Here is a 21,655-nt window from a genome sequence, read left to right as displayed (position 1 = left end):
AAATCGCCTTGATTCGGGGGTAGCGGAGGGGGTGGAGTGGTCGTAGAATCGAACATATGTTCGATAGCGATGATCTTTCGGTGGTGGACTTCGGTGCCGTTAGTGATGAGGGGCTTATCGATGCTCTTCGAGCGGCGCATGGGGCGGCGGCGGCCGCGCAGGCGGCGGAGGTGTTCGCGGTCCGGGAGTTGTATCGGAGGCATCGGGCGGACAGTGCGGATCCGGGGCCAGGTGGTGGGGAGTTCGCGGCTACGGAGGCGGCGGTGGCGTTGCAGGTGGATGAGGGGACAGCGGGGGCACTGATCGATATTGGTCTGGCGCTGGAGGATTCGTTGCCGCGGACGCGGGAGGCGTTCGCGGCGGGGCGGATCGATCTTGCGAAGGTGCGGGTGATTGTGGACAGCACGCGCGCGGTGGCGCGTGAGGTATTGGAGGATTTGGAGCCGCGGCTTCTGGAGGCGGCGGGGCGGACCAATCCGGTGCGGCTGCGGCAGGCGGCTCGGCGGTGGGCGGCTCGGCTGGATCCCTTGGGCACCCAGCGGCGACGGGAGCGGCGGCAGGAGGAACGGGACGTCCGGCTGCGCGCTGTGCAGGACAGCATGGCAGTTTTCGATGGGCTACTGCCCGCGCCGGGGGCGCAGACGGTGGCGATGCGGCTGCGGGAGATGAGTATGCAGGTGTGCGCGGCGGATCCGCGGACGATGCCGCAGCGTCGCGCCGATGCGCTGGTCGCGCTTGCCGATGGGTCGGGACGGTTGCGGTGCCGATGCGAGCGTGGCGAGCGGTGCCCGAAGTTCGGGGTGCCGATCGAGCGGCCGCGGCGGGCGTTGATTCAGATCGGTGTTCCCGCCGATACCCTGCTCGGGATCCAGGATGCGCCCGCGTTCCTGGCAGGTTATGGGCCCATCGATGCGGCGCTGGCGCGCATGCTGGCCGAACATGCCCGCTTCCAGGTGATTCCGGAGCAGTCGGACGCCGAAGACTCATCGTCCCCCGAGGGGGCGGCACAATGGCGGCCCGCGCCCCGGCTGGAGCGCGAAGTCCGCGCAGTAGACGGAATCTGCCGATTCCCGGGCTGCGCGATGCCTGCCGCCGAATCCGAACTGGACCACAACCACCCCTTCGACCACCAGCGACCAGCTCGCGGCGGTCTGACCGCACGGACCAATTCGGCCGTGCTCTGCGGTCGTCATCATCGTCTGAAGACGTTGGCGGACAAGGAGAAACTCCGTTGGAAGGTCTGGCGTGCGGACCTGGACCGCTTGCAGTGGACCGCACCGACAGGCGACATCCACACCACCGTCCGCGAAGGCGCTCGATACCTCTTCCCGTGCACGGATATCGGCGCACCCACCGCCCCGTACACGGGCGTCCACCGATCCGAGCCGACGGAAACGCCACTCCTCGACCCACCCGCAGCCCTCCCCGATCGCCCCACCGCCGAGGACATGGCGTACCCGCTCAACGGCTACGTCGTCGTCCACGGTCAGCTCCGCCGAATCCCGCCCGAGGACGAAATCCCCGATGACAGAACCGAACCCGCCCGAAACCGTGCGCACTGACAAGTGCTCGTCGCCCAGAACATCACGCCGCGACCGAGCGGCTCGCGTCATCGGGACGATGCCCTGTTCACAAGGCCTTACCAAACCCGCCGAACCATACGCACCGACCACTTCGTCGCCCAGAACGCCGCGCCGCGAGGAGAAATTCCACGCCATCAGGACGAAGCCTTGCTCACAGGGCCATACCAAACCGCCGAACCATACGCACCGACCACTGTTCGTCGCCCAGAACGCCGCGCCGCAACGAGCAATTCCGTTCGCTCGATACGGAGCCTTGTCCATAAGTCCCTCGATGGGCAGCTGAATGACCGCGTCGCACATCAACAGGTCGCACATTCGGACCGAACAGCCCCTCATAGTTCAACAGCGCACACACGGACGGACCGACGAACCCTCGCCGAGCACAGCCGCACACCCAGACCGGACGAACCCTCGCCGAGCACAGCCGCACACCCAGACCGGACGAACCCTCGCCGAGCACAGCCGCACACCCAGACCGGACGAACCCCTCGCCGAGCACAGCCGCACACCCAGACCGGACGAACCCCTCGCGGATCAACAGCCGCGCACCTGCCGGACGGCAAACCATCGTCGCGGGCCCCGACCGCTCGCCGACCTCATGCGCCGCCGTCAGCCATTCCTGAGTCAATATTTCTTCAGGACGGAACAATCGTCCTGACCACGTGACGTCCTTGGCGCATTGCTCGCTCATGCCGACCGGACGGATTCCCTAGGGCCCCGATTCCGACATCGTGCCAGGCTGTCGGCCATATGCATGATTCAGTTTGCATGCTTTGGAGGTCGAATCTCATCTCGCCCGGGTCACCGGATGCCCAGCAGTGGGAAACTGCCCAAGCAGTTGTTTCCCGAACAGTGATGCAAATCACGGTCGCTCGCTACATTGTTTCCACCCGGCTAATCGTCCTGAACTGCGGATGGTTCAGGCTTCTGCGAAACGCCGTGGCCAGAAAGGCATCTCGACCATGAGTTCGACCACGACTGCGGCCCCGCCGACCCTGATCACCGGGTTGTGGCAGCGGAAGCTACCGCACTATCCCGATACCCCTGCCCGCTCCTGGTACTTGGCCGTGGTGGTCATCGCCTCGATCGCCCTCTACTACCAATTGTTCGTCACCGGCGCGGTCGGCAATGAGCTCATCGCCTACTTCGATCTCTCTTTCGCGTACTTCGTGTGGATTTTCATTATCGGCGCCGCGTTCGGCGCGGTCGCTTCGGTGCTCGCGGGTGTGCTCGATCGGTGGGGGCGGGCGAATATCGTCGCCTACGGCGTGGTGATCTGCTCACTGCTGACACTGTTCGCGGTACCCGCGACGACCTCGAAAGAGGCCTACCTCGCCGTCTACATCCTGGTGAGCATCGTCGAGGGCGCCGTCCTGGTCGCGACACCGGCACTGATCCGCGACTTCTCACCACAGCTCGATCGCGCGTCGGCGATGGGTTTCTGGACGCTCGGACCCGTCATCGGCGCCCTTGTCACCACCCAGATCTCCACGCGGACCCTCGATGCTCACCCGGACTGGCAGTTCCACTACCGGCTGTGTGGCGTGATCAGTCTGGTCATCGCCGTGATCGCGGTGGTCGGACTGCGTGAGCTCAGTCCTCAACTGCGCGACCAGATCATGGTGTCGCTGCGTGACCGGGCGCTGATCGAAGCACGGGCCCGCGGTATCAATGTCGGTGAGCTGGAGCAGGGACAGTGGCGAAAGATGCTGCGCCTCAACATCGTTGGATCGGCCCTTGGAATCAGCCTCTTCTTGGCATTCTTCTACACGATCGTGTCGTTCCTGCCGGTCTATATGGCCACGAACTTCGGCTTCAGTCCCGCCAAAGCGAACGCACTCGGCAATTGGTATTGGACCGCCAACGCGGTCGCTCTCGTGCTGGCCGGTATCGCCTCGGACAAACTCAAGGTGCGCAAGCCGTTCATGATCGTCGGTGCGCTCATCAGCATCGTCGGCATGTACGTGTTCATCGGCTACACCGACAAACCCGACACCGGTTACTACGCGTTCGCAACGGTTTTCGTGGTCATCGCGGTCGGTACGGGCATCGCCTACTCCACCTGGATGGCCAGCTTCACCGAGACCGTCGAGGCCCAGAACCCGGCCGCGACCGCCGTCGGGCTCGCGGTATGGGGCGGCACCCTGCGCGGTGTCGTCACCGTCGTCTTGTTCGGTCTGCTCATCGTGGTGAACGCGGCGGGTCCACTGGTCAACTACGGCCCCAGGCTCCAGGAAATCCAACACGAGTTCGGACCGCAGCTGGCAACCATCCAGCAGGTCGGACCGGAAACCCTTGCGGCACTCCAAGCCAACCCCAACGATCAGGCCGCGCAGCTCGCGGCGATGACGAAACTGACCGGCGCCACAGCTGCCGAAATACAGACGGCAGCCGGGCTGAGCATGAAGTACCCGCAAGAACTCGCGACGCTGCAAGCGATCGAACCCGCGACCACCGCGGCGCTCGCGGCCAACCCCACCGATGCGAACGCCGGGCTCGCGGCGGTCGGCCAGGTAGCCAAGAAGTTCGCGATACCGGTGGACCAGGCGATCGCCCGCCTGACCGCCGTCCAGCAGATTCCACCCGCCGATCTCGCGGTGGCCGCGAAGGTGGGACCGGCGCTCGCGCAGGCGGCGGCGAAGCTACAGGCGGTCGGCACCATCCCCGCCGACGACCAGGCGTATCTGGCCGAGCACGCCACGGAAGTACAGCAGGCGCAAGCCGATTCACCCTCCCAGTGGAAGCGCTGGTGGTGGGTCTGCCTTATCGCGCAGGTGGCCTTCCTGCCGTTCATCTTCCTGATGGCCGGACACTGGAACCCGAAGAAGGCCGCGGCCGAAGCCGACGAGCACGACAAAATCGTCGAGCGCGAACTCGCCACGCTGTCGACACCGAGTGAGGTGTAGTTCGAGCGACCTGCAAGCAGTACCGGATCGGGCGTCGCGATGGCGTCGCCCGAGCCGGGCGCTGCGACTATCGGTCAGCGGCCCTCTAGATAGCTGCTGGCCAGACGGGTTGGGGCGCAAGCCAACCAGCCTTCGATCATGAGCTCTTCCAACCGCTGCACGGTGGTGAGGTTCAATTCGACAAGGACCGCGGCGTAACCATCGAAGTGCGGGATGGTGAACACGCCTGGGCGCTCCTCGGCGAGCACGGCTTCCTTGTCATTGAGATCAGCGAGCCGCACCGCGAGGATCGGCGGCTCCGGCGGCACGGCATCGCCTAAACGCTTGATATCGGCCTTGCTGAAGGGTCGTTCCCACGCGAAAGCCTTACCCGCGACAGACCACGTTCGGTAGTCGTAGCGCAAGCCTTCGGTAACTTCGGGGAGCTGAAGAGCGATCTCAGCGGCATCATCGAGGGTTGCCACCCGTACGACGCTAGTCGATTCGGGCGATCAGCGTGCGGCCTCGACAACCCACTCTTCGTTATTGACATCCAGTTTGGTCTTACCGTCGAATACCGAAGGCGTTGCCGCACGCCCGTCGAGCAGTTCATTGAGCTTGGCCAGCGTGCCCTGAGCATGCGCACGCGCGGCGTCGACCTTCGCGCCCGAAGCGATGCACTCGGCCACCTGATCGGAGGCGCCCACCTCCCGTGCCACCGCGGCGAGTTCCTCGTTGCTCAGGTCCGAGCCACCCTCCTTCGGCTGCTTGGTGGTGAACAACAAGGCGTGGAATTTCGAGTACACCGGACCCGAACCGGCCTCGGCGACACACTCGTTCGCGGCGATCGCACGCGTCGAGTAGTTCTTGCTTCCCGACTTGGATTCGAGGAAATTGACCAGGTGATAGCGCAACGCGAGGGTGCCTTCGTCCTGCTGCTGCGCGATTTCCTGACCGTAGACGCGCTCCATCGAACCGCAGCCGGGGCACAGCGGATCGGCATACACATCGAGCGTCTTGCGCGCGTCGGGGCGGCCGACCAGGATCACGCCGTCGGGCTGCACCGCCACGACCACCGCCGCGTTGTGCACCGGACCGTATCCGTCGTTGCGCACGGCGGTTTCGTCGCGACCCCATCGCAGCGCCAGGATCACGATCACCACGATGAGCGCGAGAGCCACGCCACCGAGGGCATAGGTGGTCTTGCTCGACATCGGTCGTGGGGTGTAGTTCGAACGCGATTCGCTCACCCCGAATACTCTGCCGCAACCGTCCGCGTCGACCCGCGCCGGGTGCGAGCGCGTGTCCGTCAGACCTTGGCGCGGCCGTCGTCGAACAATCGCTCGGTGGCATCATCGCCGCACGATTCCGCCGCGAGGTGCGCGAGCTGGTATTCGCCGTCATCACAGGGCACACCGCTGATGTGGTCAGGCTCGGCGACGCGGGTCCGCGGCTGCAACGGCTCCGGCGTCAGCGCCCACACCACACCCGCGACCGCAAGCAGCGCACCGGTGACCGAAAGCGCGACACCGTAGGAGACGTGCTGCGCGAGCGCACCGATCGCGACCGGACCGATGACGGTGCCGAGATCGGCCGACATCTGGAAGCCCGCGAGCACCGGCCCGCCCCGCGCGTTCGGCCCGATCACATCGGCGAGCGCCGCCTGCTGCGTCGGGCTCAGCATGCCGGAACCGAGCCCGGCCACGACCGAACTCGCCATCAGCCACAACAGATTCGGCGCGAAACCGAGTCCGATCGTGCCGACCGCGCACACCAGCGATCCCGCGATGAGGAACGGCCTGCGCCCCCAACGATCCGACAACCCACCGGAGATGAACAGCACCGCGACATTGCCCGCCGCGAACACCGTCAACGCGACACCGGCCATCCCCGGCGGCTGATGCAGCACCTCGACCACGAGCAACGGCACCAACGCCATCCGGACGCCGAAGACCGCCGCGCCGTTGGCGAAGTTCGACCAGAGCACCGCGCGATACTCCGGGCGCTCCCAGCCCTGGCGGAAGGTCATCACCCGCACGGCTCCGGTCGCTTCCGGCGCGGCGAGGTGCGAATTCCGCAAGCTCAGGTAGACGGCCGCGGTCACCGCGAGCAGCGCGGCCATATAGATCAGGAATGGCGCCCGCAACCCGAGTCCGGCCAGCGCACCGCCGACCAGCGGACCGCTGACCGAGCCGATCAGGAAGCTGGTCGACCACAGCCCGGACACCCGGCCGCGTTGCGCGGGCGGCGAAAGCCGAATCACCAGTGCCAGTGAGGAAACGGTGAACATCGTCGACCCGATGCCGCCGACCGAACGCAAAACCAGCAACTGCCAATAACTCTGGGCCAAGGCACTCGCACCCGTCGACACCGCGACGATCAGCAGGCCGCTCACATACACCGAGCGCTCGCCGAGGCGCTGCACCAACCGCCCGCTCACCGGGGCGAACAGCAGCCGCATCAAGGCGAATGCGCTGATGATCGCCGATGCCGCCGCGACACCGACCCCGAAACTGCGCGCGTACTGCGGGAGTACCGGTGCCACCAACCCGAATCCGATGGCAATGACGAAGGCGGCCCCGACCAGCACCCAGATCTCGATGGGCAGGGCCTTGGATCTATTACTCACCGGACAGCGCCTGCCCCACCATCTCCTCCGCGGCGGCCTGTACCTGTGTCAGGTGCTCGGCGCCGAGGAACGATTCCGCGTAGATCTTGTACTTGTCCTCGGTACCGGACGGGCGCGCGGCGAACCACGCGTTCTCGGTGGTCACCTTCAGCCCGCCCAGCGGCGCGCCATTGCCCCTTGCCCGGGTGAGTACCGCGGTGACCGGCTCGCCCGCGACCTCCTGTGTGGTGATCATGTCCGGAGTCAACTTCGCGAGCAGCGCTTTCTGTTCCCCGGTGGCCGCGGCGTCGATCCGCGCGTAGGCGGGGCTGCCGTAGCGCTTCTCGAGTTCGACGTAACGGGCCGACGGGCTCTGGCCGGTGACCGCGGCGATCTCCGCGGCGAGCAGTGCCATGAGCAGGCCGTCTTTGTCGGTGGTCCAGACCGTGCCGTCCATCCGCAGGAACGACGCGCCAGCGCTCTCCTCGCCACCGAAAGCCAGGCTGCCGCTGAACAATCCGGGCACGAACCATTTGAAGCCGACCGGAACCTCGTGCACGTCGCGGCCGAGCACACCGACCACCCGATCGATCATCGACGAGCTCACCGCCGTCTTGCCGATCTTGGTCAGCGCGTCCCAGCCCATCCGGTTCGCGACGAGGTATTCGATGGCGACCGCGAGGAAGTGGTTCGGGTTCATCAAGCCGCCGTCGGGCGTGACGATGCCGTGCCGGTCGGCGTCGGCGTCGTTGCCGGTAGAGATGTCGTAGTCGTCCTTGATCGCGATCAGCGAGGCCATGGCGTAGCGCGAGGACGGATCCATCCGGATCTTGCCGTCGCTGTCGAGGGTCATGAACCGCCAGGTCGGATCGACGAACGGGTTGACGACCTCGAGCTCGAGGTCGTAACGCTGGCCGATTTCCTCCCAGTAGTCGACGCTCGCCCCACCCATCGGATCCGCGCCGAGCCGGATCCCCGCGCCGCGAATGGCGTCGAGGTTCAACACATTCGGCAGGTCCGCGATGTAGTGGTCGAGGTAGTCGTAGCGTTCGACGCTGGTCTCCATCGCGTGCTGCAACGTGGTGCGCCGGATGCCGGCCAGGCCGCCGCGCAATAGTTCGTTGGCACGGGCGGCGATGGCATCGGTGGCGACGGTGTCGGCGGGACCGCCGTGCGGTGGGTTGTATTTGAAGCCGCCGTCGCGCGGCGGATTGTGTGACGGGGTGACCACGATGCCGTCGGCCTGATGCCTGGTGCCGCCGCGATTGTGGCGCAGCACCGCGTGACTGAGCGCGGGAGTCGGGGTGTACCGGTCGCGGGCGTCGATGATCGCGGTCACGTCGTTGGCGGCGAGCACCTCGAGCGCGGTGGTCCACGCGGGCTCCGACAACGCGTGCGTATCCCTGGCCAGATACACCGGACCGGTAATGCCCCTGGTGGCACGGTATTCGATGATCGCCTGGGTGATGGCAAGGATGTGCGCCTCGTTGAACGCGGTGTCCAGGCTGGAACCTCGATGCCCGGAGGTACCGAAGACGACCTGCTGCGCGGGATCCTGCGCATCCGGGATGCGGCTGTAGTAGGCCGTCACCAGATGTGCGATGTCCTCCAGGTCGGTGGGTCGCGCGGGTCGCCCGGCTCGATCATGGGCCATGCTCGGGTCTCCCTTCCGGATCGGCTGCGCCCGGCTCGTCATCAGAATCATGTCCACAACCACTGTGTCGCGGACGCCGCGGCGAAGACCGCGACCAGGCAGGCCACGACGCTGATCACGACGTTGCCCACGGCAAAGGCGTAGGCGCCGTCGATAACCAGCCTGATGGTCTCGTAGCCGAAGGTGCTGAACGTGGTGAACGCACCGCAGAAGCCGGTACCGGCAGCAGTGAGCAGCCAGCTGTTCGCACCCGCGCCGACCAGACCACCGAGCAACGCCGAACCGACAATGTTAACGGTCAATGTGCCCAGCGGCAGCAGAGATCCGAAACGTGCTGCTACAGCACGGTCTATCAGGTATCGAGCGGGTGCGCCGAGCATGGCGCCGACGACGACGAACACAACGTTCATCGACGCACCCCCGTCGGCTGCCAGACGGCGACCTCGGACAGCGTGACGTTCACCTCGGCGAGCATGTCGGCATTCTGCTCGACGAACGACCGCAGTCGTTGGGCTTCATCGATGACCATCACCTGCACGGGTAGGTGTTCGGCCAGATCGAGTATCCGGCTGGTGTGGATGCGCGAGGAGGCGCCGTAGCCCTCGACTCCACGCCACACACTCGCGCCTGCCAGTCCGGCGTCACGAGCCCGCTGCACGATCGCGTGGTAGAGGGGGCCGTGTTTCCACTTGTCGTCCTCGTCGAGCAACACCATCAGTCGTGCGGCCTGCATCCACTGTCCCGCCGTCGGACGCGCGCCCGCCGGTGAATCACTCATCGTCCGACCCCCTTCCGTCGTGCCGTCATGTCCGTCGAGCCCGTCCGGTCAGCCATCGCGCCGCGCCCATTCCGAGCACAACCGCGACCAGCGCCGCCACCACCGTTCCCCCCAGGTAGCCGAGCGCCTCGACCGTCGCGCCCGATTGGAGCAGTCTACGAACCTCGAGGCTGTAGGTGGAAAAGGTGGTGAAACCGCCGAGCACGCCGACGCCGAGGAACGGGCGGAGCAGTCTGTGGGCTACCCATACTTCGGTAATCAGAATCATCAGAATTCCGATCGCAAAGCATCCCATGACATTGATCGCGAAGGTCGACCAGGGGACGTGTCCCGGTCGCGGCGGCCACCACACGCCGATGCCGAAGCGCAGCATGGCGCCGATCGCGCCGCCGAGGGAGATCACCACTAGCGCCATCGGTTCGACGGCAGGGGCCTCGGTCCGCTGACCCATGCGTTGACCTCCTGCCGAGCCGATGCCACCGGCGCAATGCTATCGGCTCTACCGTGCGCTCGGTTTGTCCGGCACGACGCCACGAATAACGAACAGCACCGTTCGTTGACATGTGCGCACCTACGACGTACGAATGCCGACCGAGGTTCCACCCAACCCTCTTACAGACTGAGGTCGGGAGCGATGCTGGCGGCACGACGAGCAGTACCCACGATGTACCGGGAGACGGCGAAACCGCGCCGACCCGGGCTACAGCAACTGTTCGGCAGACGAAATCCGATGACCTCCGGTGGCAGCCGATCGCCGCGACGGCTCACCATCGTCGCGGTATCCATCACGGCGGCGAGTGCCACCTATCGCCTCGGCGGCCGTCTTGATGGAATGCGCGCCGTCGCACAGCATCTTCAACGTCAGTATGCAGAGGAGGGGCCGGCGCTGAATCTGCTGCTCGCGCGCGGGTGGGCGCTCGCGGTCCCCGATCATCCGGAACTGCTGAGGTTCGCCGGACACAGCGTTCACCGGACACAGCACAGCGCCCGCGTCGAAATGACGCGGGCGCTGTTGCTTTTCGATACTCAGTGCGCGAGCACAGGCTCTCCCTCGGAGGGAGCCGGAACCGTGTTCGGCATCAGGAACGCGGTAACCGCGGCACCCGCGACGAAGATCGCCGTAGCCCACCAGAAGCTGGTGGTGTAGCTCTCGACCTGGGCCTGCGCCACGGCCAGCGGTCCGGGCTGGTGCGAGGACAGGAAGTCCGTCGCGGCCGACGCGGCAATGGTGCTCAGCAGCGCGGTACCGATCGAACCACCCACCTGCTGGCTGGTGTTGATCATCGCCGAGGCGACACCCGCGTCGTCGTGGTGCACACCGGACGTCGCGCCCTGGAAGGCGGTCGACATCGCACCACCGAGGCCGAGACCCATCAGGACGAGGGCAGGCAGGATGTGCGTGACGTAGCCGCTGTCCAGGCTGATCTGGGTCAGCCAGGCCATACCCGCCGCGGCGACAAGGAAGCCACCGGAGATGACGATCTTCGGACCGACCTTCGGCAGCAGCAGCGAGGGCGCGGTGGTCGAGGACAAGACCATGCCCGCGACCATCGGCAGGAACGCGAGACCGGTCTTGATCGGCGAGTACCCCATGCTCAGCTGCATGTAGTAGGTGAGGAACAGGAAGATCGCGAACATACCGATACCCATGACGAACACCGTCAGGAAGGATCCGCCACGGGTGCGGTCCAGCACGATCCGCAGCGGAAGCAGCGGGTGCGCGACCTTGGTCTCCAGCCACACGAACACACCGAGGAGTGCGGCGCCGCCGATCAGGAAGCCGAGGGTGACCGGGTTGGTCCAGCTGGTCGACTCGGCGTGCGAGAAGCCGTACACGATGCCGAAGAGCGCGGCGGTCACCACGAGGGTGCCGGGGATATCGAGCTTGGGTCGCTGGGCGACCACATGCTTGGCGAGCAGCAGCACCGCGCCGATCAGTGCGACCGCGGCGAAGGCGAGGTTGACGAACATCACCCAGCGCCACGAGGCCCATTCGGTGAGCATGCCGCCGAGCAGCAGGCCGATGGCGCCGCCGGTACCCGCGACCGCACCGAAGATGCCGAAGGCCTTGGCCCGCTCGGACGGTTCGGTGAAGGTGACGGTCAGCAGCGACAGTGCGGCTGGAGCCAGCAGCGCGCCGAACACACCCTGCCCGACGCGGGCTGCGACGAGCATTTCGAAGCTGGTTGCCGCGCCACCGACCGCGGAGGCGCCTGCGAAGCCGATCAGGCCGACGATGAAGGTATTGCGGCGACCGAAGAGGTCACTGAGTCGTCCGCCGAGCAGCAGCAAGCTGCCGAAAGCCAGCGCATAACCGGTGACCACCCACTGGCGGTCGCCGTCACTGAAGCCGAGATCCTGTTGCGCCGCGGGCAGCGCGATGTTCACGACGGTCGCGTCGAGCACGACCATGAGCTGTGCGACGCCGAGGACGGCGAGCACCCACCAACGCAGTGCGTGCGAGCCACGCCTGCCGTTATCCGTTTTCTCGGGGGCGGGTGCCCCACGGTCGAGCGCCGTAGTCATGGTGTCCCCTTTGTCTCATGTCTTGATGCGGAGAACCTTCCTCCGCTTACGAAAGAAGCTACCATGGTAACGGAGGCAATGCCTCCGCTTAATCCCGATACTTGTTAGGATGTGGGTGTGAATCACGCCACGGCCCTCTCTCCTCCCCGGCGCTTACGGGCCGATGCCGCGCGCAATCAGCAGCGGATCGTCGATGCGGCGCGCGAACTCTTCGCCGACCACGGACTCGAGATCACCCTCGATGACGTCGCCGAACGTGCCGGCGTCGGCGTCGGTACCGTCTATCGGCGTTTCGCGAACAAGAAGGAGCTGATCGCCGAGGTCTTCGAGCAGAACATCGCCGAGTTCGGCGACGCCGCGGACGCCGCCGTCGCACATCCCGACCCATGGCAGGGTCTTGTTCGGTTCTTCGAGTACGCCTGCACGCACCTGGCCACTAATCGCGGCTTCAGCGAAGTAATGCTCGAGCTCGAGAACGACATGGAGCGTTTCGCCGCCGTCCGCGATCGACTCAAGCCGACGGTCGCCGCCATCATCGACCGAGCCCGCGACGCAGGCGCCCTGGCCCCCGATGTGCAGACCTCGGATTTCTTCGCCCTTATCCACATGGTCGACGCGCTCGCCGAGTTCTCCAGACCGGTCAATCCCGATGTCTGGCAACGGTATATGGCGATCGCGCTCAACGGGGTGCGTGCCGATTCCATGCCGAGGCAGCCGCTCAACGTGCCCGCTTTGACCGATGAAGAGGTCGAGCTGGCCAAGTCCCACGTCTGCTCGGGTCGCAAGAGGTAGTCGCAAAAACCGACTAGAAGTAGCGCGTGTCACAGACAATCCCCTACAGTTGGACATATGACCAACTCGTGGGTGAACTGGGCGGGCGACCAGCAATGCGCGCCCGCAGCGGTCGCCGCCCCGCTCGACACCGATGAGCTGGCCGAGATCCTCGGCCGCGCCGCATCGACCGGACAGACTGTACGCGTCGCCGGTGCGGGCCATTCCTTCACCGATACCGTCCTCACCGACGGCGTACTGGTGAACCTCGCGAACATGAATCGAGTCCTCGACGTGGACCGGACCACCGGTCGCGTCCGAGTCGAGGCGGGCATCACCCTCAACGCGGCGAGCAATGCACTGCACCCGCACGGGCTGGCCTTCCCCAACCTCGGCGACATCGACGCGCAGACCGTCGCGGGCGCCACCGCCACCGCCACCCACGGCACCGGCGCCACACTGCAAAACCTTTCGGCCGCACTGCATTCCATCGAACTGATGCTCGCCGACGGCAGCCAGGTGGAGCTCAACGCCGAATCCGACCCCGAGGGTTGGCGCGCCGCGCGGGTCAGCGTCGGCGCACTCGGCGTCGTCACCGCCGCCACCTTGCAACTGGTTCCGTCATTCGTACTCGAGGGCATCGAACGGCCGGTCCCGGTCGAAGACATCCTCGCCGACCTGGATTCCTACGTCGATGGCAACGAGCACTTCGAGTTCTACATGTTCGCGCACAGCCCGCTGGCCATGACCAAACGCAACAACCCCGTCGACCTGCCCGAGCAGCCGCGTAGCAAGGCCGCCGACTGGTTCGCCGACATCCTCATGTCCAACTACGCCTTCGATGCGCTGTGCCGCCTCGGCAAATGGCAACCGGGCCTGGTGCCGTGGATCCATCGTGGCGCCGCATACGCGGGCAGCTACCGCCGTCAGGTCGACCGCTCGTACCGAGTGTTCGCCTCTCCCCGCCTGATTCGCTTCACCGAAATGGAATACGCGATCCCGCGCGAACACTCGGTCGCGGCGATTCGCGAAATCAAGGAACTCTCCGCGACATTCGATACGACGATGCCCATCGAGGTCCGCTGGGTCGCGCCCGACGACGCGTTCCTCTCCCCCGCAGGCGGTCGCGACACCTGCTACCTCGCCGTGCACCAGTACCACGGCATGGACTTCGAGCCGTATTTCCGCGCCTGCGAAGCGGTCTTCGACCGCTACAACGGCCGCCCGCACTGGGGTAAGCGCCACTTCCAGACCGCCGAAACCCTCCGGCCGCGCTATCCCGACTGGGACCGCTTCGCCGAAGTCCGCCGCCGCTTCGACCCCAAAGGCCGCTTCAGCAACGCCTATTCGACACGGGTACTGGGCAGTGTTTGATTTGCGGCGGCCGCGAACGTCGTTCGTAAGACTCGCTCCCTGGTGGTCGATTGCCGAGTCAGCGCGGCGGTCGATGTACCCGGGCAACTCGCTTGCGAGCTGACCGTTTCCCGTCGACACGCTTCTTGTCGACGCGCCTGGCACCGGCCCGCTTCTCATCGGCCCGCTTCTCATCAGCAAAGCGCAGTTCCAGCGTGACCGGAATGACCTCGACCTCCAGCGCCTGACGCAGCCGGGTCACCGCGTGGCCGAGAATTTCCTCGCGCAGGTGCACCACATCCGCGTTCGGCTCCGCCGTCACCACCAAATGCAGCTCCGGGGCCCACCGCGCGCCTGCCAACCAGGCCGACGCGGATCGCACGCCGGTATAGCTTTCGATATCGGCGACGACCGGGTCGGCTGCTGTCGAGGATTCCAGCACGGTGGCGCCCGCCGACGGTTCGTCGGCAAGCTGCCATGACACCGAGCGTGGCATCCGGAACAGCTGGGCGAACAGCCAGCGCAGGCACAGCAGTCCGAGCACTATCGCGCACGCCGCGGCCGCCCACAGCACCCATGCCGGTGGCGCTGCGGTGCCGGGCACCAACCGCCGGTCCTGATCCACCCAGCTCAACCTGCCGTAGTGCGCGGCAACAGTCAGCCCGCCCGCGGCGAGCAACAGCAGCCCACTCGCCCCGATCAGTGTCCGGTTCAACGCGGCCGGTCGATTGATGCGGCTCATCACGTCATTCCCGTCGTCGTGGTCCTGGTCCCCAACGCCGTTCTCGCGGACTTCTTCTTCGAACGACGCACGGCGGTTCGGACCCGTCGTACCGGCGCGGGGCCGAGCTCCTGGATGCGTCGGGTGACCGTGTCGCACACCTGCTCGGCCAGGCCCTCCGACTGCCCCTGATCGGTCCGCGCCGATACCTTGACCACTTTGCGCCGCAAACGAATCCGTGCCGAGGTCACCCCGTCGACGGTGCCCGCCGACCACCGCAGCGTCGAGTGCAGACCGGCCCTTGTCAGCCCGGCGCGCACCTCGTCCTCGGCCGTCAACGGCAGCACAACGGCACGGCCGGGCAGGACCGCGAGCATGAACAGCACCGCACCGAGCACGAGCGCGACAACACCAGCGATGAGCACCGCGGCATCGGTCCACGCCAATCCGTGCAGCTCGTCGGCGACGCTGTCGTAGGAGACGAATTCGTGTGCGCCGACCAGTCTTTGCACGAGCGAGACCAGCACCGCCGCACACGCCGCGAACACCACGAGCGCGATCACGATCGCGGGCAGTATGCGGCGCGGCCTGCGGATCACGGGATCCTCGTTGCCACGGCCACTTCGGCGTTCAGCGCGGAAACCACGATGTCCACCCTGCTCACCGCGAGCCCGGTGAGTTCGGCCGTGCGCCGCACGAGATGCTCGCGACACGCCTCGGAGACCCGCGCGACCGGTAAGGGATACCGCACCGGAAGCCGCACATCGAGCGCGGTGAGCGCACCGCTGACCCGAGCATCCACCTGCACGTCCGGGTCGACCCCGGCCACCTCGCGGGCCGCTTGCGCCGCGATCCGCCCGACCGCGCGCCTGCCGACGGTGGTGACTCCCGGTAATTCCGCGGCGGCGGCCTCCACCGCCGCGGTCAACGCTTGCCCCGCTGCTGTGCCGACCGGACCAGCTCGGCCGGATCGATCTCGCCGTCGAGCCAGCGGCCGATCAGCAGGCCGAGCGCGGCGAAGACCAGCACGATGGTGAAGGCTCCGAATCCACCGAAGGCTGCGGCGAATCCGAGGGCGAGGCCGATGGCCAGGCATATCTGGGTGGCATTCACAACCGTCTCCTCTACTCGGGATCGCTTGTTACTGCACGCGGCTCGGTGCGGACAGTTGGCCGTCGTCATCGTCCTCGCCCGGGATGTACACGTCGTTGACGTTGATATTCACCTCGACCACATCGAGCCCCGTCATCTGCTCGATCGCGGTGATCACATTGCGCCGCACCGCACGCGCCAATTCCGCTATGGCGACGCCGTATTCGACGACGAGTTCCAGGTCGACAGCGGCCTGCGTCTCCCCGACCTCGACCGAAACACCCTGCCCGATACTGGCCGAGGCCCCGGGGATCCGATCGCGGATCGCGCCGAAAGCCCGAGCGGCTCCGCCACCGAGATCGTGCACGCCGCGCACTTCGCGAGCGGCGAGACCGGCGACCTTCTGCACGACAATGTCCGAGATCGTGGTGGTGCCCTGCTCGGTCACCAGCGCGTTTTCCTTCTTGGCAGGCGGGTTGGTCGCGGATTTCTCGCCTACCGCCGCCTTGTCGTTCGCCCCGTCCTTGTCGGTGGTGGTCGACGTCATGGTTCCTCCTGATTTCCATTGGATACAGCGGATATCGGACCTTCTGCTATCTCGACACCCGCACCGAGCAGGTCGTCACGGTCGGTGTCAGGTGAGCTCGGTAACCTCCAAATCGGCTAGAGCGGCCGCGTCGAGCTCGGTGACCACAAGACGCAATGCGGCTGCGGCCCACTCGGTTTCGGCGAGCACGGCACGAATCGCCGCGTTTGCCCGCTCGAGCAGCGGCGGTAGCGGCAATGCCGAGGAAACCAGCCTGACCTCGATCGCCGCCTGCGCGAGATCGATGGCATAGCCTCTGGCGTCGCCCGGCCACCAGACCGAGTTCGAAGGGCCGATCGGCGTCGCGGGCCGCAAACCGTCGACCGACTCGATCGCACCGACGATCGCCTCGATCATCTCCCCCTGCACCGTCACATCGGCCACCTTCATGTTCGCTCCTGCTCGATATCGAGGATCGCGACCGTCACCTCGGCCACGCTCTGCCCGGTCTGCTCCAGCACCGTCGCGGCGACCTGCCGCTGCACCGCCCGCCCGACGTCGCCGGCGTGGGTATCCGCGGCGATCACCACATCGACATCCACCCTCAGCGCACCGCCCGTGCTTCGGCGCACCCGCACCCCTTCCGTGGGCGCTGGGTCCACCTCTGTCCACCGGTGCCTGCCCGCGCGAACCAAGGTGGTGAACAAGCCGCGCACACCCGGCTCGAGCCGCGTCACCCCGATGGTCGCCGCCGCGGCCCACGCGGCAACGGCGGCGACCACCTGTGGTTCGACGACCGTTACCGACGTCGGGCCCTCGGTCATCGGTTGCCCTCCGCGTTGTCCTCGTACACATCGGCGACCGTCAGATCCAGTCGCTCCACTACCAGGCCCACCCGCGCACCGAGCGCGGCGGCGATCCGTTCGCGCACCACCGGCAACGCCTCGTTCACCCTGGCCATGCCGAACCGCACCGCGACAGAAAGTTCCACCTCGACAATCCGCTCACCGTCCGGCCCTGTCCCGACGCCGCGCACCCGGCAATGCCTGGCCCGCACGCCCGGCACCGAGTCGGCCGCGAAGCGCAGCACCGCCGCGACGGCCTGCTCGCTGATCTCCACTGCGCCCGGCAGCGGTGTCGACAGCTCGAGCATGTGCCCGCGCCGCATCTCGGCGCGCACCGCGGACATGATGCGGCCGACCAGATCCGGCGGCGTCGGATCCGGCTCATCGATCAGTTCGCGAGTCACCGCGCGCAACGCAAGCAGGCTGTCACGGGCGTCTGCGCAGTGCGGGCAGCTCACCTCGTGCTCGTCACCGAAGCCCGCCTCGACCGCGTCGAGCCGTTCCCAGACCTGTTCCAGCGCGCGACCGCAAGGCAGCGCGTAATCCTCTGCTGTCTTTTCGTTTATCGCCATGGCTTCATCACCTCGGACAAGTGGGCTCGCGCCCTCGCTATACGACCGCGTACTGCTGTGGCATTCGCGGCGACAATGACACCGATCTCCTCATAGGACAGACCGTGCACTTCCCGCAGCAGCCAGCAGGCCCGCTGTTCGGGAGTCAACTCTTGCAGCGCCTCGGTCAGCGCCGCCATTTGCGTGCTCACCTGCACGGCGTGCTCCGGCCTTGTGTCGGTGCGCGGCGATTCGGCGGTATCGAGGTCCACATCGACCTTGGGGCGACGCGCGCGAATCACGTTCAGACAGCGGTTGGTCGTCATCCGGTACAGCCAGCCGACGAACGCGGCGTCATCGGTGAGTTGATGGAGTCTGCGCCACGCGTTGAGAAAGACCTCCTGGACCACGTCTTCGGCCTCGGTCCAGTCGGCGAGCATTTTCGAAGCAAGACGGAACATCTGCCCTTGGTAGCGCAGAACTAGCTGCTCGTAGGCTCGCACATCGCCGTCGCGGACGCGACTGACCAGAGTCGCGTCGTCCGGCGAGGTCGCGGGCACCGTACTTGCCGTGGTCACAGCACCTCCTCCACCACTCGACGACTAGACACCGCCCGTCGGCCTATCGTCACGATGGATTATGGCGTGATCGTTGTCTCAGTAGTTGCCGGATGCTCATTTGGATGCGGCCGTGTCCCCTACCGATGAGCGCATCCGTCCCGGCTGCGCCCGATACGCGGCCGCGCGTCGGCCGTGTAGTGCGGCGAACCACGAGGCCCCCTTCGAGATGCCAAGACGGTGAGAGGTTGGTACCCTAAACGTCTCACGCTCTTGCGCAGGTCGATCAAAGGAGATCGCAATGTCGGCGTCCGTCGCAGTCGAGACCAGCGGCCAGCACCCGCTGCCCGCCCGCCGCCCGATCGAGCCGGGCACCCGGATGTGGGACGAGACCGGACTGGTCACCTTCTCACTGACCGCCGGGTCCGCCTTCCTGATGCAGACTATGGAACCGACCATCTCCGCGGTCGTCGACGAACACTCGACCTTCCGCACCGACCCGATGGGCCGCGCCGTGCGCAGCCTGGGCTCGGTGATGATGTGGATCTACGGTGGCGACGAAGCACTCGCCGAAGCCGATCGCCTTCGCGCGATGCACGCCTCGCTCAACACCACCGATGCCGCGGGCGTCCGGCACAAGGCGCTGGCGTCGGGACCGTGGGCCTGGGTGCTGCACACCGGAACCTTCGCCTTCACCGAGGGTTCGAAGTACTTCGCCCGCCGCCCGCTCACCACGGCGGACAAGGAGGCGTACTACCAGGAAACGGTGCAGCTGATGCGCAACTTCTCGGTAGCACCCAAGGAGATTCCGGAGAACTACGCCGCATTCGAGAAGTTCTTCGAGGACATGGTCGACAACCATCTACAGGCGACCGACACCGCGCACGACTACCTGCGGGTGATCCGATCGGTCGCACCGCCCGCGCAGTTGCCACGTGCCCTGCGACCGATCTGGCGGCGCGCTGTGGCACCGGTCGGGAAACTCCAATACTTCTTCACGGTCGGAACCACCCCGGAATCCGCCCGCCGCAAGCTCGGCCTGACCTGGACCGCGGCCGACGAACGCAAGCTGCGGAGACTCGGGTGGCTGATCGGCCGCACGGTACCACTGCTCCCGGAACGCCTGCGCTACTTCCCGATTGCCTACGAGGCCCGTCGCCTCGAACGCGACCGCGTCCGGCTGCGAAAGATCATCGACCTGCGCCCTATGTGAACGTAGTCTTGCGTGCGTCACGGCAACGGCCCGTGGGTAGCCTACCCGGCTCCCTCGGGCCCTTTCGTGTGTCTACTATCGAGACATACCCGAAGCGCTGCAACAACTCTCGAACACATTGATGATCGAATTCGGCGGCACTGCGGGTGCCGCAACCCGGTGAGCGTGCATCCGGCCCCCGCGCGCCCTGGTATACGTATCACGCACACTTCGGCGCCGTTCGGGCGTCCCGACCGGCTCGAACCACCCACGTCGCCCGACCTCGCGTCCAGCATCGCTGGATTCACCCCTTCGAAAGGTATTCCCGCACATGGCTCACAAGCCCAGCGTGCTGTTCGTCTGCGTCCACAATGCGGGCCGATCGCAGATGGCCGCCGGATTTCTCAGCGCGCTCGCCGGTGACCGCATCGAGGTCAGGACCGCGGGCAGCGCACCGGCCGATGCCATCAACCCGGCGGCGATCACCGTCATGGCCGATGCGGGCATCGACATCTCCGGCCAGGCGCCGAAAATCCTGACCGTCGACGCGGTCGCCATGTCCGATGTCGTGATCACCATGGGCTGTGGTGACGCCTGTCCGTTCTTCCCGGGAATCAGCTACCGGGACTGGGTGCTGCCCGCCCCCTCGGGCGAGGACATCGCCATCGTGCGCTCGATCCGCGACCGGATCCGCATTCTGGTGGAGAACCTGATCGCCGAACTCATTCCGGCCACCGCGAGTTGATCGTCGCTAGCAACTGCTTGCAGGTCGCTCGAAACAGCACCGTCGCTAGCGACTGCTTGCAGGTCGCTCGAAACAACAGAGCGTCCGATTTGTTCAAGACCAGCCATGCCGCGGGGTCTTAAGCTGCGGATATGACTCCTCAACTCGACTTCATCGGCATCGTGGTCAGCGATATGCCCGCCACACTCGACTTCTACCGACGCCTCGGGCTGGTCTTTCCCGAGGACGCCGAGAACCAGCCGCATGTCGAGGCCACGCTCCCGAGTGGGGTGCGCCTCGCGTTCGACACCGAGGCCGTGATCAAGTCATTCCATCCCCAGTGGCAGCCGCCAACGTCCGCGGGCCGCACCGGCCTTGCCTTCCGGTGCGCCGACCCCGCCGAGGTCGACCAGGTCTTCGCCGAGCTCGTGGACGCCGGCTACCACGGCGAGCTGAAGCCATGGGATGCCGTATGGGGACAGCGCTACGCGTCGCTGGCGGACCCCGACGGCAACGGCGTCGATCTCTACGCTCCGTTGCCGACCGCTCCATCCCCCGCTACCGAGTGAGCAACTCGCGCAACGGCATGCCCGCCAGCTCGCGCACCTCGCGGGCCAGGTGCGCCTGATCCGCGTAACCGGTGCGGGCCGCGGTGTCCGCGAACGGCACCCCGCCGCGGGCCACCGCAAGGGCCCGCTGCAATCGCAATACCCTGGCCAATGTCTTGGGCCCGTACCCGAACGCCGCGAGTGACCTGCGGTGCAGCAGCCGCGCACCGAACCCGGCAGCTTCCGCCGTCGCCCTCACCGACCACCCCGCATCGAGGGCGAGAGCGATCCGGCGCAGGACCGGATCGGGCGGTTCGGTCTCGGCCGCGCGCCGCAGCACCAGCGCCTCGAGAGCGGCGGCCTTATCCGGCGCCGCGTCGATCTGCTCGGTCAGCCGCCGAACCGTCGCCGAGGACCACAAATCCGCGAGTTCGACACGCCGATCACGCAATTCGTGTGCGGGTACCCCCAACAGCGCGGGCGCGGTACCCGGAAAGAATCGAATCCCCGCGAAACGGGTGCCCACCGACACAGCGGGTCGGTAGGCGCCGGTGTCGGGGCCCGCGACCGACAGCGTGCCGCCGGCCCACAGCAGGTCCATACACCCGTCGGGCAATACCGGCAGCTCAAGGTCATCGCCGGTAACGGTACGTGTCCACAGCACCGCACCGTCCAACCGCGACGGCCGCTCGCGATATCCGATGGCCACCGTTGCCTCAACCACACTTCGAGGCTACCTCC

25 protein-coding genes are annotated in these 21,655 nt (G+C 66.4%); 7 read left to right on the top strand and 18 right to left on the bottom strand.

Going from position 1 to position 21,655, the window contains the following annotated elements; genetic code table 11:
- Positions 1-56 precede the first annotated feature (56 nt).
- Both ACLMAJ_RS24310 and ACLMAJ_RS24305 read left to right on the top strand, forming a co-directional pair.
- On the top strand, positions 57-1,562 hold the full coding sequence (locus ACLMAJ_RS24310) for an HNH endonuclease signature motif containing protein (protein WP_412016126.1): 1,506 nt from the start codon (positions 57-59) through the stop codon (positions 1,560-1,562).
- 983 nt (positions 1,563-2,545) lie between these two features.
- Positions 2,546-4,489, top strand: coding sequence for an MFS transporter (locus ACLMAJ_RS24305; RefSeq protein WP_412016125.1), 1,944 nt, complete (start codon positions 2,546-2,548; stop codon positions 4,487-4,489).
- A 74-nt stretch (positions 4,490-4,563) separates the two neighbouring features.
- Here ACLMAJ_RS24305 and ACLMAJ_RS24300 read toward each other — a convergent pair whose 3' ends face one another.
- From ACLMAJ_RS24300 to ACLMAJ_RS24265, 8 genes are all read right to left on the bottom strand, one after another.
- On the bottom strand, positions 4,564-4,953 hold the full coding sequence (locus ACLMAJ_RS24300) for an MmcQ/YjbR family DNA-binding protein (protein ID WP_412016124.1): 390 nt from the start codon (positions 4,951-4,953) through the stop codon (positions 4,564-4,566).
- Positions 4,954-4,980: 27 nt separating this feature from the next.
- Complete coding sequence (locus ACLMAJ_RS24295; RefSeq protein ID WP_412016123.1) at positions 4,981-5,718, bottom strand: DsbA family protein; 738 nt, start codon at positions 5,716-5,718, stop codon at positions 4,981-4,983.
- A gap of 59 nt (positions 5,719-5,777) precedes the next feature.
- Positions 5,778-7,097, bottom strand: coding sequence for an MFS transporter (locus tag ACLMAJ_RS24290; protein WP_412016122.1), 1,320 nt, complete (start codon positions 7,095-7,097; stop codon positions 5,778-5,780).
- Positions 7,090-8,730: a phosphoglucomutase (alpha-D-glucose-1,6-bisphosphate-dependent) gene (gene pgm, locus ACLMAJ_RS24285; protein WP_412016121.1), complete on the bottom strand. Its 1,641-nt coding sequence runs from the start codon at positions 8,728-8,730 to the stop codon at positions 7,090-7,092. Before pgm ends, ACLMAJ_RS24290 begins: the two co-directional genes overlap by 8 nt.
- 47 nt (positions 8,731-8,777) lie before the next feature.
- Positions 8,778-9,140 carry a fluoride efflux transporter FluC gene (locus ACLMAJ_RS24280; protein ID WP_412016120.1) on the bottom strand — a complete coding sequence of 121 codons (363 nt, stop codon included), beginning with the start codon at positions 9,138-9,140 and terminating at the stop codon, positions 8,778-8,780.
- The gene (locus ACLMAJ_RS24275; protein WP_412016119.1) at positions 9,137-9,508 is read right to left on the bottom strand and encodes a DUF190 domain-containing protein; all 372 of its coding nucleotides are present in this window, start codon (positions 9,506-9,508) and stop codon (positions 9,137-9,139) included. Before ACLMAJ_RS24275 ends, ACLMAJ_RS24280 begins: the two co-directional genes overlap by 4 nt.
- 25 nt (positions 9,509-9,533) lie before the next feature.
- Positions 9,534-9,959: a fluoride efflux transporter CrcB gene (gene crcB, locus ACLMAJ_RS24270; protein ID WP_412016118.1), complete on the bottom strand. Its 426-nt coding sequence runs from the start codon at positions 9,957-9,959 to the stop codon at positions 9,534-9,536.
- Between the two features lie 575 nt (positions 9,960-10,534).
- The gene (locus tag ACLMAJ_RS24265; RefSeq protein WP_412016117.1) at positions 10,535-12,034 is read right to left on the bottom strand and encodes an MFS transporter; all 1,500 of its coding nucleotides are present in this window, start codon (positions 12,032-12,034) and stop codon (positions 10,535-10,537) included.
- Positions 12,035-12,151: 117 nt separating this feature from the next.
- On the opposite strand from ACLMAJ_RS24265, the gene ACLMAJ_RS24260 reads away from it, so the two are divergent.
- Both ACLMAJ_RS24260 and ACLMAJ_RS24255 read left to right on the top strand, forming a co-directional pair.
- Positions 12,152-12,826: a TetR/AcrR family transcriptional regulator gene (locus ACLMAJ_RS24260; protein WP_412016116.1), complete on the top strand. Its 675-nt coding sequence runs from the start codon at positions 12,152-12,154 to the stop codon at positions 12,824-12,826.
- Positions 12,827-12,883: 57 nt separating this feature from the next.
- The gene (locus ACLMAJ_RS24255) at positions 12,884-14,179 is read left to right on the top strand and encodes a D-arabinono-1,4-lactone oxidase (protein WP_412016115.1); all 1,296 of its coding nucleotides are present in this window, start codon (positions 12,884-12,886) and stop codon (positions 14,177-14,179) included.
- A 58-nt stretch (positions 14,180-14,237) separates the two neighbouring features.
- On the opposite strand, the gene ACLMAJ_RS24250 is transcribed toward ACLMAJ_RS24255, so the two are convergent.
- The 9 genes from ACLMAJ_RS24250 to ACLMAJ_RS24210 all read right to left on the bottom strand — a co-directional run bounded on the left by ACLMAJ_RS24250 (position 14,238) and on the right by ACLMAJ_RS24210 (position 18,471).
- Positions 14,238-14,900 (bottom strand): Asp23/Gls24 family envelope stress response protein, encoded by a 663-nt coding sequence (locus ACLMAJ_RS24250; protein ID WP_412016114.1) that lies wholly within the window; start codon positions 14,898-14,900, stop codon positions 14,238-14,240.
- Positions 14,900-15,478 (bottom strand): DUF6286 domain-containing protein, encoded by a 579-nt coding sequence (locus ACLMAJ_RS24245; protein WP_412016113.1) that lies wholly within the window; start codon positions 15,476-15,478, stop codon positions 14,900-14,902. The genes ACLMAJ_RS24250 and ACLMAJ_RS24245 overlap by 1 nt, the downstream gene beginning before the upstream one ends.
- Positions 15,475-15,807, bottom strand: a complete 333-nt coding sequence (locus tag ACLMAJ_RS24240) for an Asp23/Gls24 family envelope stress response protein (protein ID WP_412016112.1) — start codon at positions 15,805-15,807, stop codon at positions 15,475-15,477. Before ACLMAJ_RS24240 ends, ACLMAJ_RS24245 begins: the two co-directional genes overlap by 4 nt.
- Positions 15,804-15,992: a hypothetical protein gene (locus tag ACLMAJ_RS24235; protein WP_412016111.1), complete on the bottom strand. Its 189-nt coding sequence runs from the start codon at positions 15,990-15,992 to the stop codon at positions 15,804-15,806. The genes ACLMAJ_RS24240 and ACLMAJ_RS24235 overlap by 4 nt, the downstream gene beginning before the upstream one ends.
- 28 nt (positions 15,993-16,020) lie before the next feature.
- Entirely contained in the window at positions 16,021-16,518 is a 498-nt protein-coding gene (locus ACLMAJ_RS24230) for an Asp23/Gls24 family envelope stress response protein (protein ID WP_412016110.1), read from the bottom strand.
- Between the two features lie 87 nt (positions 16,519-16,605).
- Positions 16,606-16,947, bottom strand: a complete 342-nt coding sequence (locus ACLMAJ_RS24225; RefSeq protein WP_412016109.1) for a hypothetical protein — start codon at positions 16,945-16,947, stop codon at positions 16,606-16,608.
- A complete protein-coding gene (locus ACLMAJ_RS24220) occupies positions 16,944-17,321 on the bottom strand; it encodes an Asp23/Gls24 family envelope stress response protein (protein WP_412016108.1) in 378 nt (125 codons plus the stop codon). Before ACLMAJ_RS24220 ends, ACLMAJ_RS24225 begins: the two co-directional genes overlap by 4 nt.
- On the bottom strand, positions 17,318-17,914 hold the full coding sequence (locus tag ACLMAJ_RS24215; RefSeq protein ID WP_412016107.1) for an Asp23/Gls24 family envelope stress response protein: 597 nt from the start codon (positions 17,912-17,914) through the stop codon (positions 17,318-17,320). The genes ACLMAJ_RS24220 and ACLMAJ_RS24215 overlap by 4 nt, the downstream gene beginning before the upstream one ends.
- Positions 17,905-18,471, bottom strand: coding sequence for an RNA polymerase sigma factor (locus ACLMAJ_RS24210; RefSeq protein ID WP_412016106.1), 567 nt, complete (start codon positions 18,469-18,471; stop codon positions 17,905-17,907). The genes ACLMAJ_RS24215 and ACLMAJ_RS24210 overlap by 10 nt, the downstream gene beginning before the upstream one ends.
- Before the next feature lie 280 nt (positions 18,472-18,751).
- Here ACLMAJ_RS24210 and ACLMAJ_RS24205 point away from each other — a divergent pair, with 280 nt between their 5' ends.
- The 3 genes from ACLMAJ_RS24205 (at position 18,752) to ACLMAJ_RS24195 (ending at position 20,935) form a co-directional block, all read left to right on the top strand.
- Positions 18,752-19,663: an oxygenase MpaB family protein gene (locus tag ACLMAJ_RS24205; RefSeq protein ID WP_412016104.1), complete on the top strand. Its 912-nt coding sequence runs from the start codon at positions 18,752-18,754 to the stop codon at positions 19,661-19,663.
- 310 nt (positions 19,664-19,973) lie between these two features.
- A complete protein-coding gene (locus ACLMAJ_RS24200) occupies positions 19,974-20,387 on the top strand; it encodes an arsenate reductase ArsC (protein WP_412016103.1) in 414 nt (137 codons plus the stop codon).
- A gap of 131 nt (positions 20,388-20,518) precedes the next feature.
- A complete protein-coding gene (locus tag ACLMAJ_RS24195) occupies positions 20,519-20,935 on the top strand; it encodes a VOC family protein (RefSeq protein ID WP_412016102.1) in 417 nt (138 codons plus the stop codon).
- Here the strand turns inward: ACLMAJ_RS24195 and ACLMAJ_RS24190 are convergent.
- Positions 20,925-21,638, bottom strand: a complete 714-nt coding sequence (locus tag ACLMAJ_RS24190; protein ID WP_412016100.1) for a helix-turn-helix domain-containing protein — start codon at positions 21,636-21,638, stop codon at positions 20,925-20,927. The two genes, ACLMAJ_RS24195 and ACLMAJ_RS24190, sit on opposite strands and share 11 nt — an antisense overlap.
- Positions 21,639-21,655: the final 17 nt, after the last annotated feature.

It is taken from the genome of Nocardia arseniciresistens (assembly GCF_046764875.1).
GTDB lineage: Bacteria > Actinomycetota > Actinomycetes > Mycobacteriales > Mycobacteriaceae > Nocardia > Nocardia arseniciresistens.
Note: the sequence above shows the minus strand (reverse complement) of the source record. Positions and strands in the feature narration are given on the sequence as shown.